Below are 13,887 nucleotides of genomic sequence, written 5' to 3'. Positions count from 1 at the left end.
CGGCTACTGCTCCTGTCGGGCGCGGTCCAGCAGGAAGCGGACCAGGGTGGTGAGTGCGCCGGCGGACGACTTCTCGTCGCGCGCGTCGCAGGTGACGACGGGGGTGTCGTCGAGCAGGTCCAACGCCTCGCGCAGCGCCGCTTCGTCCCGCAGGGGCGTGCCGTCGAAGTGGTTGACGGCGATGGCGTATTCCAGCCCGTACTGCTCGATCAGATCGATGACCGCGAAGGAGTCCGCGAGCCGCTCGGGGTCGACGAGGACCAGCGCGCCGAGGGCTCCGCGCGCGAGGTCCTCCCACATCTGTACGAATCGCTGCTGGCCGGGGGTGCCGAACAGGTACAGCACGATGCGGTCGCTGATGGTCAGCCGGCCGAAGTCCATGGCCACCGTGGTGGTGGTCTTGCTCCGGACGCCCTTGAGGTCGTCGACGTGCTCGGCGGCCTGCGTCATCCGCTCCTCGGTGGTCAGCGGCTCGATCTCCGAGATCGAGCCGATGAACGTGGTCTTGCCCACCGCGAAGTGTCCGACGACGAGGATCTTCACCGGGATCTGCGAAGCGCCGTCGCGTACGTAGTCCTGCTTACCCAAACTTGGCGCGGAGACCATGCAGCACCTCCTCCAGGATCTCCCGGTCGGCGAGGGCGGCTCGGCGCACCGGGGAGCGGGTGATGAGGTAGCCGCCCTCGGCCAGGGCGGCGAGGAGGATCTTCACCACGCCGAGCGGCAGCCGGGTGTGGCCGGCGATCTCGGCGACCGACAGGTAGCCGGCGGAGCACATGTCGATCAGCCGCTGCTCCTCGGGGGAGAGCCGGGTGGGCCGCTGGCCCTCCTCCGGTGCCACCGTCACCAGCGTGATCAGGGAGAGCTGCTCCTCGTCGGGCAGGCCGCGTCCCTTGGTGATGACGTACGGCCGGACCAGCTCGGCGGCCTCGGGCTCCCACTCCTGTCCCGTCATGAGCGCGTGCCGAGGTTCTCGCGCGGCGGCGTCATGAGCACCTTGCCGAGCTGGCCCACGAGCTGCTGCATCCGGAAGGTGATGTCTGCCATGTCGACGTCCGGGGACGCGGAGAGGCCGAGGTAGGCGCCCTCACCGGCGGAGATCAGGAAGACCCAGCCGCCGTCGAACTCGACCAGGGTCTGCCGCCACCGCGCACTCGGGTCCTCGCAGAAGAAGGCGAGCGAGCGGCTCAGCGACTGCACGCCGCTCATCGCGGCCGCGACACGGTCGGCGTTGTCCTTGCCGTAGCCGTTCGACCTGGCCATCAGCAGGCCGTCGGCGGATATCAGGACCGCGTGCAGGGCCCCGGGAATCTCCAGGGCGCTGTCGAGCATCCATGACAGATCGTCGTTCACGAGTCCTCATGTCCTTCGCTGCTTGCACGATATGTGCCGCTCGTGCGGTCCGGTGTCTCCGGGAAGGCGGCCCGGCCGGACTCCGTGCCTCGCTGGAAGGCACCCATGATCGCCGCCGCTTCGGCGTCGGAGCGGCTCGGAGCCTGTGCGGGTGTACTGCTGGGCACGATGGCCATGGGCCGCTTGCGGCGCCGCTTGGGCAGGCCGTCGGCGGTCGAGGAGTTCGGGAGCACGGATTCGGGCCCGTTCGGGTTCGGTGCGCTGGGAGTGATCACGGGTGGCGCCGCGGGCTTCTGCACCGGCACGCTGGTGAGCAGTTCGTGCGGCAGCAGGACGACCGCGCGGACTCCGCCGTAGGGGGAGGAGGAGTCCACGGCCACCTCGAAGCCGAAGCGCTCGGCGAGGACGCCGATCACCGCGAAGCCGAACTGCGGCGGGTTGCCGAGTCCGGAGACGCCGGTGACGCGGTTGCTGGTGAGCAGTCGCTCGGCGCGCAGCCGTTCCTCGTCGCTCATGCCGACACCGGCGTCGTCGACGACGATGCAGACGCCCTTGGGCACGGTGCGGGTGTTGATCTCGACGACGGTGTCCGGGCTGGAGTAGCTCGTGGCGTTGTCGAGGAGCTCGGCGAGCGCGAGCGCGACCGGTTCGACGACTCGGCTGGTGAGGCCGAAGTCGACGCGGGAGAGGATCTCCACGCGGCGGTAGTGCCGGACTCGCCCCTGGGCGCTGCGGATCACGTCGTACACGGACGCCACGTCGCGGTGGCGGCCGAGCCATCCGTCGCACAGCACGGCGATGGACTGCGCCCGTCGGCCGAACTGCGAGTTGGTGTGGTCGATCTCGAGCAGGTCCTGGAGCATGGAGGACTCGCCGTACTTGCTCTGCAGCCGTGAGACGACCAGCTGCTGTTCGGCGGCGAGGCCCTGGAGCGTCCGCATCGCGGACTTCAGGACCGTCTTCGTCGCTTCCTCGGCCTGCTCCTGCGCCGCCTCGACGGACTGCGTGTACTGGTTCTCCAGGTCGGAGTAGTGGCTCCGGAGCCCGTCGATCTGCTGCTTCAAAGCCTTGGCCGCCTTGCGCTGGCGGACGATAACGGCGATGGCGGCAAGAACGAGGGCCAACAGAGCCCACAGTGCCGGGTTCTGTATGTATTCCGTCATAAGACTCTCTTCAGGCGGCCGGTGGCCAGTGACTGAATTCCTGTCGATGCGGTGCCCCGGCGAACCGTCCGCGTCGGGACGCCTGCGCGGAACACCCCTGAAGTGAGAGGTGTCGTTCCGCGCTCATCCGCCCGCCCCGCTTGCGCCGAGATCGTACCACTGTGCGATTAACTGATTATCCGTCAATAGACAGGCTGACCAGACGAGTCGGATGGTACGGGATGGCCTCCCGGTCCATGGAACCGGGTCAGCCGGCCGGGAAGGCTACCGGTGGGGGCGCGTCGCCCCAGGTCACGGCTTCGGGGTGACCCGAACGACCGTGCCGAAACCTTCGTCGAGCGACCGCCGGTCGATGGCGTGCTGGGCGAGGTGGTACTGCTGGGCGAGGGGGTGCTGCCGGCGCCGCACGCCGTCCGGGACGCGCCGTTCGGCGTGCCGAGCCGGAGCCCCCGGTCCGGGTGAGGTCGAGGACCAGGGGGCCTTCGTCGTCGCCGAGGGGCGGTGGGCGATGCCCTGTTCGGCTCCGGGGCCGCCCTCGGTGCGGACGTTCTGGGTGATGCCGTCGAGCGGTCAGGTCAGTCGGCCGATCTCGGTGGTCCACAGGCGAGCGCGCGCGGGGCGGGGTGGAGCATGGCCGGGGTCCCCCTCGTCGGGTGGGGTGGGAGAGGGGATGGCGGGAGTCAGAGCTCGCCCGCGTCCGTGGTGGGCGGAAGGTGGATGGGGTTGCTCCAGGCCCGTCCGCCGGCCTCGTCCTCGACCGTGACCCGGCAGAATCCGCTGCCGAACATCGCCAGGGGCAGGGTGCAATCTGTCAGGTCCGCGCCTTGCACGACCTGCGCTCCGGGAGCGCCGCCGGTGATCAGGATCTGGCGGGCAGGGGAACAGCGGACGGTGATGTGCTCACTGGTCAGGCTGATGTCGAGCAGCTCGGGGCCGGTGGACGAGTAGTAGTGCCCGGCCTTGAGCGCGGCCAGGAGCTCGTCAGGGGCGAGGGATTCGGCGCGGACATGGACCCAGGCGGCGCAGCCGGGCGGGTCCTGGGGCTGGAGGTGGGCGTCGTCGGCCGCGTAGGCATGCAGCCGGTAGCCGCGGTTGAGGAGGACGTCGGTCAGGTGCCAGCTGTCTCCGCGGTCCTCTCGGGCGGCGAGCGCGTTGTAGACCTCCACCGCGTGTGCGGCGTCCAGGCTCTCGGCGTCCGCGATGCTCAGGAGAGAGGCGGCCGGGTGGGCCATCCCCACATACGCGCCGGCGGCTCGGGCCCTGCGGGCCAGCTGGGGCCCGGTCTCCTCCGGCGCGGGCGGTACGAAGTCGAGCGGGAGGCCGACGGCCACGATGTGCCACGACGGACCGGCCTCCGTACGCGGCGCGTGCAGCTCGGCACCGAGCAAGGTGGTGAACTCTTCCGTACGCGAGGACGTGGTGTCCGTCAGCGGAAACCCGTACTCGGATCGGAAGTGGTCCGTGACGGCCAGGAAGTCGTATCCGGCGTCCCGGTAGTACCGCACGGTCGCCTCCGGGGACAGTGCGCCGTCGGAGCGGTCGGAGTGCGTGTGGAGATTGCCTCGCCAGAAGCGGCCCGGCGGGCCGAAAGGCAGGCTGTGCATCTGAGTCCTCCTGGGTCGATCAGACAGTTTGTCTGCCGGACGGTCGGCGGTGCCGGCCCTCCGAGGGGAGGTGCTGCTGCTCAGCCATTCGACCACGCTCGGCCGACAACACGACGGGACCCGGTGAGTGGTCATGGCTCCGGTCGGCCGGGGGATCTCCTGCCGCACGGGCGAGCCGCAGGGGTAAGTGGCGTCCGAGAGCAGCCGGACTGCGGCGTACAGGAAGGTCAGCGGTGCGACGCCGCGGGCCACCTCGTCGCCGTGGACACGGTACGAATCGATCCAGGAACGTCCTCAGCGGTGCCGTACGCACGGCGCGGTCTCGCGCACCGGACGGTACGGACTGGCGCCCGTGGATGCCTCTGCGGACCTCCGGCATCGGGGAAACACCCCGCACGTCGGCGCCGCCCCCGGCGAGGAACCGGCGCTCGCGCCCGCCGCCGTGGGACGATGCCGTATCCCTTGATCAGCGCCCCTCGGTCCTGTCACCAGTCACGGCTGCCCGATCCAGGATCGGCACGTGGGCATCGCTCAGCTGCGATGAGGGGCCGAGCACGTCAGCCGCCAGTGCTGCTGCCGGAGGGGAGGTCCCCCAACAGCTCGGACCAGTCGATCTCCCCGTTCTCGTCGGCCCATCCCCGTTGCCGCGATTCGACGAAGAGCACGAGGGCTACATAGTCGTCCTGCGTGAGCGGCTCGCATTCCCTGGGTTTGCCGGTCTCGCCGTCGGGACGTTGGAGCAAGATCTTCCCGCATCGGTCGGCCGACTCCTCGTACGAGGGCCCGGATGAGCACCCGGCGACAACGAGCAGGGCCAGCGGCAGGAGGGCGAGGGTCCGGCGCATGTGCATGGCGACCTCCGGGCTCATCGCGCATCCTGCCCCGGCCGGGTTGCCCTGACCAGGGCCGCACGTCCGAGCACCTCGATCGTCCCACCGTCCCGCTGCCGGCGCTCGGCGGACAGTGTCGCGAGGCCCGCACCGTGCGGCCGCCACGGGCTCCCCCTCGGTGGGCGCCCCATCGTCGTACGGGCGCCGCGGAGCACCGTGGTGGGCGGCGGTTGCATGTGTGCCGAACCGCCCGTCCAGGTTGTCGTGGCCTGGCAGGCTGGGGCGGGTGAGGGTGAATGGCTGGAGAGGCCGAGTGCCGACGCCGCCGTAGAACAGGCGAGAGCTTTTACCCCGCGTACAAGTCGTTCTGCCTCCGGACGCGGCATGTCCCAGCACGTCCGTCCCGTTCAGGTGATGCCCGTTCTGGGCACTCGGTGGTGTTTCGTTCCAGCGGCCGGGCAGGTACACGGAGATGGTCTCCCCCTACCAGCTTCTATCCGGCCGATCTTGGGTGTGGGAAGATGTCTCCCATGACTTGTATGCGAAGGGGCCGTGCCTCGTAGACCACCAGCTTTGCTTCGGCCTCGGGGACGCGGCTGGCCGGGCCCCTGGTTGCGGTATCGCGATGTCCCGGGTCTGTCGGGAGCGGCGAATGCGGCTATCCGCGTGTTCGAACGGGATCAATCATGTCCGGGCATCGTGGCGGCGGCGCTGAGCGTGTGGTCCGTGCGCGTCCACGGCACGAGGCGCCGGTGGAGGCCGTGGGAGGAGGAGTTCACCTGCTTCTGCTGCGGCGAGGGTTGGGCCCGGGACAAGCTGCAGGATGCTCTGTTCATGCTTCCGCCGAGGGCCGCCGGCGAGCTCCGGGTACAGGTCGAGCGCCTGGACGCGGTGCTCCTCAGGCGCACGCATCACGAGCCGACAGAAGACCCGGAGTTGGCGTGGTGGCATCGCAGGTGCTGACCGTACCCATGCCGCCCACTGGTTCGTTGGCCCTTGCGTGACTGGTCGGGGGGATCTGACAGAGGCGGAATGACGACGCCTGAAGCCGCTCCTGCCCACGGGCGACAGCCGCTGCGGCTTCACCACCAAGATTCACCTGAGCGCGGACGGGCGCTGCCGCGTGCTTTCACTGTTGCTGACGGCAGGTCAGTGGGCGGACTGCACACAGTTCGAGCCAGTCGTGGAACGCATTCGGGTGCCTCGATTCGGACCGGGCCGTGCACGCACCACACCGGACAGCGTGAGCGCCGATAAGGCGTACAGCAATCGCCGGACCCGCCGCTACCTGCGGCGACGAGGCATCCGCCACGTCATTCCCGAGAAGAGCGACCAAGCCGTGAACCGCGTACGCCGGGGCCCGGCAGGAGGGCGCCGACCCGGCTTCGACAAGGAGCGGTACAAGAAGCGCAACACCGTGGCCCGGGCGATCAGCAAGCTCAAGCACTACCGAGCTGTGTCCACGAGGTACGACAAGCGCGCATACGTCTACCTGGACACGGTCACCGTCGCAGCAACCATCATCTGGCTCCGAACATGATCGGCGGGACAGAGCCTGACCTGCCCTCGTCGACGAGTCGTTCACACCGGGCATCTTTCTGTGCTGAGCTCGCCTCGGACGACAGAATCAGCGGCCGATAATGTCTGGCTCCATGGAGCTCCCGACCATCACAGCCGAGGCCCGTCGACGCGTCCTCAAGGGGGTGGCGCGCAATGGGGCCGCACCCGAGCACGTCCTGCAGCGCCTCATGCGGACACCTTGGGGAGCGACGGAAATCGCCGGGCGGCGTGAGCGGCTGACCGCGCGACTCGCCACCGCCCTCCTGGAGTCGGGCGACGACGAGCTGGCGCTCGCGCTCGGCCGTAACAGACACCTTCCCGTCGCGATCCGGCGGCGGCTCGCCACCCACGCCAACGCCGAGGTGCGCATGACAGCCGCCAGACGGTTCGCGCGGCCCCCGACCGGGCCGGGCTGCGAGACACCCATCACCCTGCTGACCCGTCTCGCGGCCGACGGCGATCCTCAGGTCCGGTCCGAGGTGGCCGCCCACCACGACACACCGGATGACGTACGCACCCGGCTGGCCTCCGATGCAGCGGTGGAGGTGCGGGTCGCCGTAGCGACCTGGTGGAAGACGCCGACAGCAGACGTCCACCGGGCTCTGCTGTCAGATCCTGAACCTGCGGTCCGCAAGGCCGCGTGCTCCCCCTGGCATCCCGTACCGCCCGCGGACCTCCATCCGGCGCTGCTGGCCGGGACGGAGACGCGGCCGCTCGTGGCACCCCACGTCAGTCTCACGTCCGCGCTCGCGGTGGAACTGGCCCGCGATCCCGAGGAGGAGGTACGCGCCGGTGTGGCGGGCAACCCCCGTCTCCCGCAGGAGCTGCACGACGAGCTCGCCGCCGAGCACAACGCCCTGGTGCGGTACTCGCTCCTGGTGTCACCGCACACCCTCGCCGAAACTCGGGCGCGGCTTCACGAGGAGGTGCTGGCCGGCGCGGAGGGCGACGACGAATGGTTCATCGTCAACCAGCTTCTCTCGGCAGCCTGGATGGGCCATGATCTGCGCTGGCTGCGACGGGCATCTGTCGAGGAGCGGCTGGCTCTGGTGGACTCCCCGCTGGCATTCCTGCGTCTCGGCGTGGCCTCCTGTCCCGGCGACCTCCCTGAAACGGCCGTCGACCGCCTGCTCAACGATCCGGACCCCCGCGTGCAGAGGGTCGCCGCCCTCTGCGCGGCGTCCCCGCCGGCGGCGGACCTCGAGCGGATCGTCCGGGAGCACGGAGATCATCGCAAGATCCGCCCCGGGATCCTGGGACGGCCCGACTTCCCGACGCAGGCTTACCCTCGGTTCGCGACGTCGGAGCGGGCGCAGCTGCGGGCGGCAGCGGCCGCGGCCGCTCTGCCGGACGACATCCTGGAGAAGCTCGCCGCTGACGTCGAGCCGGCGGTCCGAGCCGCGGCAGCCGGCAATCCCGGCCTGCCCCTGCGCTGCCTTCCTCCGCTTCTCGCCGACGAGCATCGCAACGTGGCTGAGGAGGCGGGCGCCTCGGCCCGTATGCCCGTGGAATGGATGGACGCCCTGTTGACCGCGGAAGGCATCGCGTAGCCGGCGTATCGCCCCGTTCCCGTCAGTCCGCTTCGTGGCGGCCGAGCCTTCGGCGCCACAAGGAGGCCGGACCAGGCGGCGCTCTGGCTGATCACCACATCCTCCAGGGCCATGGGATCCATCCTCTGAGCTCAGGTCAGCGGCTCGGCGGGGCGGGCACGGTGTCGGCGGGTGGCGGTGAAGGCAGAGGGTCCGCCCTGGTCTGGGCCAGTTCGGTGGTCATCCACGCGCTCTCCCCACCGGCGCGTGCCTGGAAGCGGAGCAGCCGGCCGTCGCGGTCGATCCAGTACCGGGTGTTGCCGAGTGCGGGTCGGTCGGATCCGGGCTGGGAAGCGGCGGTCGGGGCGGCGGGGCCCGCGACGACGATGACCGGTGTCCCTGCGATCCGGTCCTGCCTGACCAGGCGGGCGCTGCTGCGGGCAAGGAGCTGGGCGTTGTCCGGGCGGTCGGTGCCCAGGTTCAGCAGCAGGATCAGGGCGGTGTCGAGGGGGGAGCGGTGGGGGGTGAGCCGGTGGGTCTCCCAGCCGGTGGCCGGGGGGCGTTTCGGGAGTCCGCCGGTCCAGCGGGGGCGGGTGGTGACGTGGGTGATCGTCCACTGGACGAGTTCACGGGTGGGGGGCTCGGCGTCGTCGCGGAGTTCGGCGTAGCCCAGGTGGTGGCGCCAGTCGATGCGGCCGGTGAGTGTGATCGTCCGGCCCTGCGAGGGAATCGTGGTGGTGACGTTCCCGGTGCCGAGCCGGTACGTCGTGAAGCGGGCGAGCGCGACGCGGTCGGCCTCGTCGGCGGTGAGGGGCCGGGGGCCGCTGTTCCTGGCGTCGGGTGCTGCGGGCCCGGAGCAGGAGGTGAGGGCGAGCCAGCAGGTGAGGGCGGCCACCGTCGCCCGGCGGAGGCGAGTCATCGGCCGTCCCTGCTGGCCTGGGCGAGCAGGGTCGCGCCGGGGAGGTGGATGGCCGCCGGGTCGATGGGTTCCGGCCCGGCGGTGGCGGGCGTGGCTCCGGTCGTCGCGGCCTGTGGGAGTTGGGGCTGGGCCGGGGGAAGCGGGATGTCGAGGAAGGGCAGGCCGATGGGGGCCGTCGGGGTGTCCAGGGCGGTCCGGGGACCTGCCACGGGGGTGCGGTCGCCGGGGCAGGCCATCGTGTCCGCGAGGTCTGCGGGCAGGGTGCGGGCGTGCGGTGCGTCGAGGCAGTTGCCGCTGCCGGGGGCGTGCGGTGACGCGAGGTACGCGGCGTCGAGGGCGTTGCCTGCGAAGTGGTTGCCGCTGACCCGGTTTCCCATGGGGGGCATGTCCTCGGAGGAGGAGAGGATCAGGGCGGCGCGGGCGTGGCCGGTGACGCGGTTGCGCAGGACGGCGTTGTTCCGGCCGCCGGAAATGCCGATCCCGATGCCGAAGCCGCCGTCGGCTTGTTCGGGGGTGTCGTGCGCGGTGTTGTCGGCGACGAGATTGCCGGCGATGGTGGCGCCCGTCTGGGGCGTGAGGGCTTCGAGGTAGTCGGATCCCACGGCCATCCCGACGCGGTTGCCGGTGAAGCGGTTGGCGACGATCCACAGGGGGCCGCTGGCGTTGGTGTTCTCGTAGCCGACGGCGTTGCGTTCGGCGAGGTTGTCCCGCACGAGGATCTCGCAGGGTTTGCACTGGCCGACGTAGATGCCGGAGTCGGCACTTCCGGAGGCGTAGTTGTGTTCGATGGTGCCGCGGCGGGCGTTGAAGGCGTAGATGCCGTAGAGGCCGTTGTTCGCGGCGGTGACGTAGCGGACGCGGAAGCCGTTCAGGGGCGGGTCGGTCGTGGGGTCGAGCCGGTGGTAGCCGTCGCTGCCGCGGCCCACGCCCTCGTCGCCGCTCTTGAGGCCGGTGACGAGGACGCCGTTCTGGAGGTGGCTGCGGACGGTGAGGTTCTCGACGGAGACGCCGGGCGCGGTGACCACGATGCCGTTGCCGCGCCGGCCTTCGCCGTCGATGACCACGCGGTTGCGGTCGGTGCCGCGCAGGGTGACCCGGTCGGTACGGACGCGGACGGTCTCGCGGTATCGGCCGGGTGAGATCAGGACCAGGTCGTGCGGGCGGGCCCGTTCCAGTGCGGCGGTGATGGTCGGCGCCTCCGCGGGCACCCGGATCGTGACCGGGCCGCGCGGAGCGTCGTCGCGGGGGCCGGCGGGTGCCGTGGTGCAGGCGGTCGCCGCCGCGCACACGAGCAGCGCGGCGAGAAGTCGGAGCGGGGAGGGGGGAGCGGACACGTGACGTCCTCGTCCGGGCAGGCGGGGGTGGGCGACCGCTGGAATCCGACGGCCGATCATTCCTGCGTAGAGTACTCACATGACCACGCAGAGTGACAACCGTTCTGTGGTTCGCCGTACGCTGCTGGGAGCCGCGCCCGCCCTGGCGGCGCTGAGCGCCTGCCGGTCCGGCCCGCCCTCCGGCTCCCCCGGACCGCATGCCACGGCGGATCAGCCTCACGAAGGTACGGGCGGGGCGGCGGGGCGGCGCCAGACAGGGGTCGACCGGCCGGCGCAGCCGCAGGCCCACACCCTGGCGTCCGTGTACGACGTCCCTCCGGACACGGATCCGGCGCCGGTTCTCGCGCGGCTCGGGAGCGTGGTCCTGGAGCTGACCGGGAAGGCGCGGACGGCCCTCGGCGTGGAGGCCGGGGACCTGACCGTGACCGTGGGCGTGGGGCCGCGCCTGGCCTCACTGGCCCGGCGCGTTCCCGGGGGGCTGGAACTGCCGGCCTTCGCGCGGGAGGAGCGTACGGCCCGCGCATGGGGCGGTGACCTGCTGGTGCAGGCGTGCGCGAGCGATCCCGTCGTGACCGTCCTCGCCGACACCCGCCTGGCGGCGGCCCTGACGGCCGACGGGGCATCCCGGCGCTGGTCGCAGACGGGTTTCCGGCCGCCGGGCGGCGGAGCGGTCCGCAATCTGCTGGGCTTCCCGGACGGCATCGAGAACCCCCGCACGCCCGCCGAGGTCGAGCAGGAGGTGTGGCTGCCCGGGCCCGGACCGCTCGCGGGCTGCACGGTCGCCGTCGTGAGGCGGCTGCGCATCGATGTGCCCGGGTTTCTCTCCCAGTCCGAGGCCCGGCAGGAGGAGGCGATCGGGCGGCGCAAGGCGGACGGCGCGCCGCTGAGCGGCGGCGGTCCGCTCGACCGTCTCGACCTGTCGGCGAAGTCCGCGCGGGGCCGGTACCTGGTGCCCGCCATGGCACACGCCCGGCGGGCCAATCCGAACGCGACCGGCAGCGGGCGGATGCTCCGCCGGGGCTACAGCTACTACAACGGGCCCGACGACCAGGGGTTGTTGTTCGTGAGCTTCCAGCGGCGACTGCGCACCTTCACCGCCACCCAGCGCCGGCTGGACGACGGCGACGACCTGATGCGGTTCGTCACCGCCACCGCGTCCGGGGCCTTCCTCGTCCTGCCCGGCTTCGACGCCAAACGGCCCCTTGGCGCAGGTCTCTTGGCAGGTCAGAGCTGAATCCGTTCTTCACGCCCCACACGACCGTGGGGCGTATCACTCAATCGTGCGAACCTCTCCCCCAGACCTTTCGGGAGCGATCGAGGACTCGCGACCATGTCACGCAGCGTGTTCATCGCTACTTTGCGTGACATGGAGGAGACCCTTGAAAGCCCTGAGGAAGGCCATGGTGGCAGTTGCCGCCGGCCTTGCCCTGACCGCCGGAGTCCTGCAGCAGCCCGCGGCCGGAGCGGACCCGAGCGACGGCACCGTCCGCATCAAAGTCATCCGTGACTCCAACACCAACGGCCGTCACGACGCCGCTTCCGAGCCGCCGGCCGCCGGTATCACCGTCGAGCTGACCGACGTCGACGGCAACGTCGTCACCGGAGTCACCGGACCCGACGGTTACGCGGTCTTTCCGCCCAACACCGTCCTCACCGGGGGCAGGTACTACGTCCGTACGAGGATGCCCAACGGGTCCTTCCTCCAGCCCACCTTCGGCGCCGCGGGGGGCCTCGCCTCCAACGCCAGCATCGTCGACGTGATCGACGGCGACGCCGAGCTCACCATGGGCGTGCGCAACCCGGCGGACTGGTGCGAGGACGACGCCCGCCTGAGCACGGTCTGCCAGGTCGCCGCCACCAAGTCCGGCGGCGTCCGCACGACCGTCACGTTCCCGTTCCGCGAGCGCGGCGACAGCAACACGGGCAACACCACCACCCTCTCCACCCGCAACGACACCGGAAACACCTACGGCGTCGCCTACCACAAGGAACAGCGCCGCATCTTCACCGGCGCCCACGCCAAGCGGCACACCGTCTACGGACCCGGCGGACAGGGCGCGATCTACGTCACCCCCCGGAACGGCGGGGCGACCACCCTCTTCACCACCGTCCCGAGCGCCGGCACCACCGCGCACCAGGACTCGGTCCGCTTCGACGGCCCCTTCGTCGGCGTGGTCGGCAAGGAATCTCTCGGAGACATCGACATCTCCGAGAACAACCGCCAGCTGTTCGCCGTCAACCTCAACGACCGCAGGCTGTACACCTACAACGCCACCCAGCCCACCGCCACCGCACCGGTCACGTCCGTGGCCATCCCCAACCCGGGCTGTCGTGCTGCCGGCGACTGGCGCCCCTTCGGCCTCGGCGTGCGGGACGGTGTCGTCTACGTCGGCGGAGTCTGCTCGGCGGAGTCCTCCCAGTCCGCCGCCGACCTCAGGGCGGTCGTCTGGACGTACAACCCCGTCACCGCCACGTTCGGACCGGCTCCGATCCTCCAGCAGCCGCTGACCTTCCCCCGCGGCGAGGTCAACGTCAACGTCCCCGGCTTCAACCGCTGGTTCCCGTGGACGGTCGGCGCCTCCACCTTCCCGCAGCAGCTCATCGCCCACCCCGAGCCCGAGCTCAGTGACATCGCCATCGAGAGCAACGGCGACATGGTCCTCGGCTTCCGCGACCGGTTCGCCGACATGACCGGCCACCAGATGCCCAACCCCAACCCCTCGTACAGCAACAGCAGCGTCACCGACTCCGGCGGCGATCTCAACCGCGCCTGCCGCAAGTCCGACGGCACCTTCGAGTGGGAGGGCACGGGCGCCTGCCCGAACAACGCCCCCACCCGCCCCAACGGCGGCCAGCCCGCCAACGTCGTCGAGTTCTACCCCGGCGACTTCGTTCCCAACGCCCACCTGGAGACCGCCCAGGGCGCCATCGGCCTCCACCTGCGCGAGCAGCGGATCGCCTCCACCGCCATGGACCCGGCCAGCCAGTTCTTCACCGGCGGCACCGCCTACTTCGACCGCCAGAACGGCGGCCGCGGAGCCAACCCCGGCGAGCACGGCTTCACCCTCCAGAAGCTCAACGACCCGCTCGACGGCGGCTTCGGCAAGGCCAACGGCCTCGGCGACCTCGAAGTCCTCTGCGACGAACCGGCCGTCCAGATCGGCAGCCGCGTCTGGTACGACCGCAACAAGGGCGGCGCGCAGAGCGTCGACGACGACGAGCCCGGCATCCCCGGAGTCACCGTCCAGCTCCTGGCCGAGGACGGCACCGTGATGGCCACCGTCCGCACGGGAGCCGACGGCGCCTACTACTTCGGCCCCGAGCACGGCGTCCGCCCGAACACCACGTACAAGGTCCGCTTCGACAAGTCCACCGCGGACACCAGCGTCATCAACCCCCGGCGGCCTCCCGCCGCCAGCGGTCTCGTCTGGTCGCCCGTGCAGGCCAACGGCGCACCCGCGGACCTCGACTCCGACGCCGTCCCCGACACCGACGACAAGGGCCAGTACGCCACGGCCGAGGTGACCACCGGCGCGCCGGGAACCGTCGACCACGCCATCGACGCCGGCCTCTACGTCAACCGTCTCTGACACGA

11 protein-coding genes and 1 pseudogene are annotated in these 13,887 nt (G+C 70.9%); 4 read left to right on the top strand and 8 right to left on the bottom strand.

Annotated features, from left to right (window positions below; genetic code table 11):
- Positions 1–3 precede the first annotated feature (3 nt).
- From ACFVU3_RS27065 to ACFVU3_RS27040, 6 genes are all read right to left on the bottom strand, one after another.
- Positions 4–606, bottom strand: a complete 603-nt coding sequence (locus tag ACFVU3_RS27065; protein WP_390070151.1) for an ATP/GTP-binding protein — start codon at positions 604–606, stop codon at positions 4–6.
- Positions 581–955, bottom strand: a complete 375-nt coding sequence (locus tag ACFVU3_RS27060) for a DUF742 domain-containing protein (RefSeq protein WP_390070149.1) — start codon at positions 953–955, stop codon at positions 581–583. The genes ACFVU3_RS27065 and ACFVU3_RS27060 overlap by 26 nt, the downstream gene beginning before the upstream one ends.
- Positions 952–1,353 carry a roadblock/LC7 domain-containing protein gene (locus ACFVU3_RS27055; RefSeq protein ID WP_390070147.1) on the bottom strand — a complete coding sequence of 134 codons (402 nt, stop codon included), beginning with the start codon at positions 1,351–1,353 and terminating at the stop codon, positions 952–954. The genes ACFVU3_RS27060 and ACFVU3_RS27055 overlap by 4 nt, the downstream gene beginning before the upstream one ends.
- Complete coding sequence (locus ACFVU3_RS27050; RefSeq protein WP_390070145.1) at positions 1,350–2,516, bottom strand: sensor histidine kinase; 1,167 nt, start codon at positions 2,514–2,516, stop codon at positions 1,350–1,352. Before ACFVU3_RS27050 ends, ACFVU3_RS27055 begins: the two co-directional genes overlap by 4 nt.
- A 680-nt stretch (positions 2,517–3,196) precedes the next feature.
- The gene (locus ACFVU3_RS27045) at positions 3,197–4,120 is read right to left on the bottom strand and encodes a CehA/McbA family metallohydrolase (protein ID WP_390070143.1); all 924 of its coding nucleotides are present in this window, start codon (positions 4,118–4,120) and stop codon (positions 3,197–3,199) included.
- A 557-nt stretch (positions 4,121–4,677) separates the two neighbouring features.
- Positions 4,678–4,989, bottom strand: coding sequence for a hypothetical protein (locus ACFVU3_RS27040; protein ID WP_390070141.1), 312 nt, complete (start codon positions 4,987–4,989; stop codon positions 4,678–4,680).
- 1,024 nt (positions 4,990–6,013) lie between these two features.
- Between ACFVU3_RS27040 and ACFVU3_RS27035 the strand changes: the two are divergent.
- Positions 6,014–6,490, top strand: a pseudogene (locus tag ACFVU3_RS27035) (IS5 family transposase); the annotation flags it as partial.
- A 112-nt stretch (positions 6,491–6,602) separates the two neighbouring features.
- Positions 6,603–8,060: a hypothetical protein gene (locus tag ACFVU3_RS27030; protein WP_390070139.1), complete on the top strand. Its 1,458-nt coding sequence runs from the start codon at positions 6,603–6,605 to the stop codon at positions 8,058–8,060.
- A gap of 136 nt (positions 8,061–8,196) precedes the next feature.
- Here ACFVU3_RS27030 and ACFVU3_RS27025 read toward each other — a convergent pair whose 3' ends face one another.
- Positions 8,197–8,958: a hypothetical protein gene (locus tag ACFVU3_RS27025; RefSeq protein WP_390070137.1), complete on the bottom strand. Its 762-nt coding sequence runs from the start codon at positions 8,956–8,958 to the stop codon at positions 8,197–8,199.
- Complete coding sequence (locus tag ACFVU3_RS27020; protein ID WP_390070135.1) at positions 8,955–10,292, bottom strand: nitrous oxide reductase family maturation protein NosD; 1,338 nt, start codon at positions 10,290–10,292, stop codon at positions 8,955–8,957. The genes ACFVU3_RS27025 and ACFVU3_RS27020 overlap by 4 nt, the downstream gene beginning before the upstream one ends.
- A 79-nt stretch (positions 10,293–10,371) precedes the next feature.
- On the opposite strand from ACFVU3_RS27020, the gene ACFVU3_RS27015 reads away from it, so the two are divergent.
- Positions 10,372–11,526 (top strand): Dyp-type peroxidase, encoded by a 1,155-nt coding sequence (locus tag ACFVU3_RS27015; RefSeq protein WP_390070133.1) that lies wholly within the window; start codon positions 10,372–10,374, stop codon positions 11,524–11,526.
- A 166-nt stretch (positions 11,527–11,692) separates the two neighbouring features.
- The gene (locus tag ACFVU3_RS27010; protein ID WP_390070131.1) at positions 11,693–13,882 is read left to right on the top strand and encodes an SdrD B-like domain-containing protein; all 2,190 of its coding nucleotides are present in this window, start codon (positions 11,693–11,695) and stop codon (positions 13,880–13,882) included.
- The last annotated feature ends 5 nt before the right edge of the window (positions 13,883–13,887 follow it).

This window comes from Streptomyces sp. NPDC058052, from assembly GCF_042885515.1.
Classification (GTDB): domain Bacteria; phylum Actinomycetota; class Actinomycetes; order Streptomycetales; family Streptomycetaceae; genus Streptomyces.
Note: the sequence above shows the minus strand (reverse complement) of the source record. Positions and strands in the feature narration are given on the sequence as shown.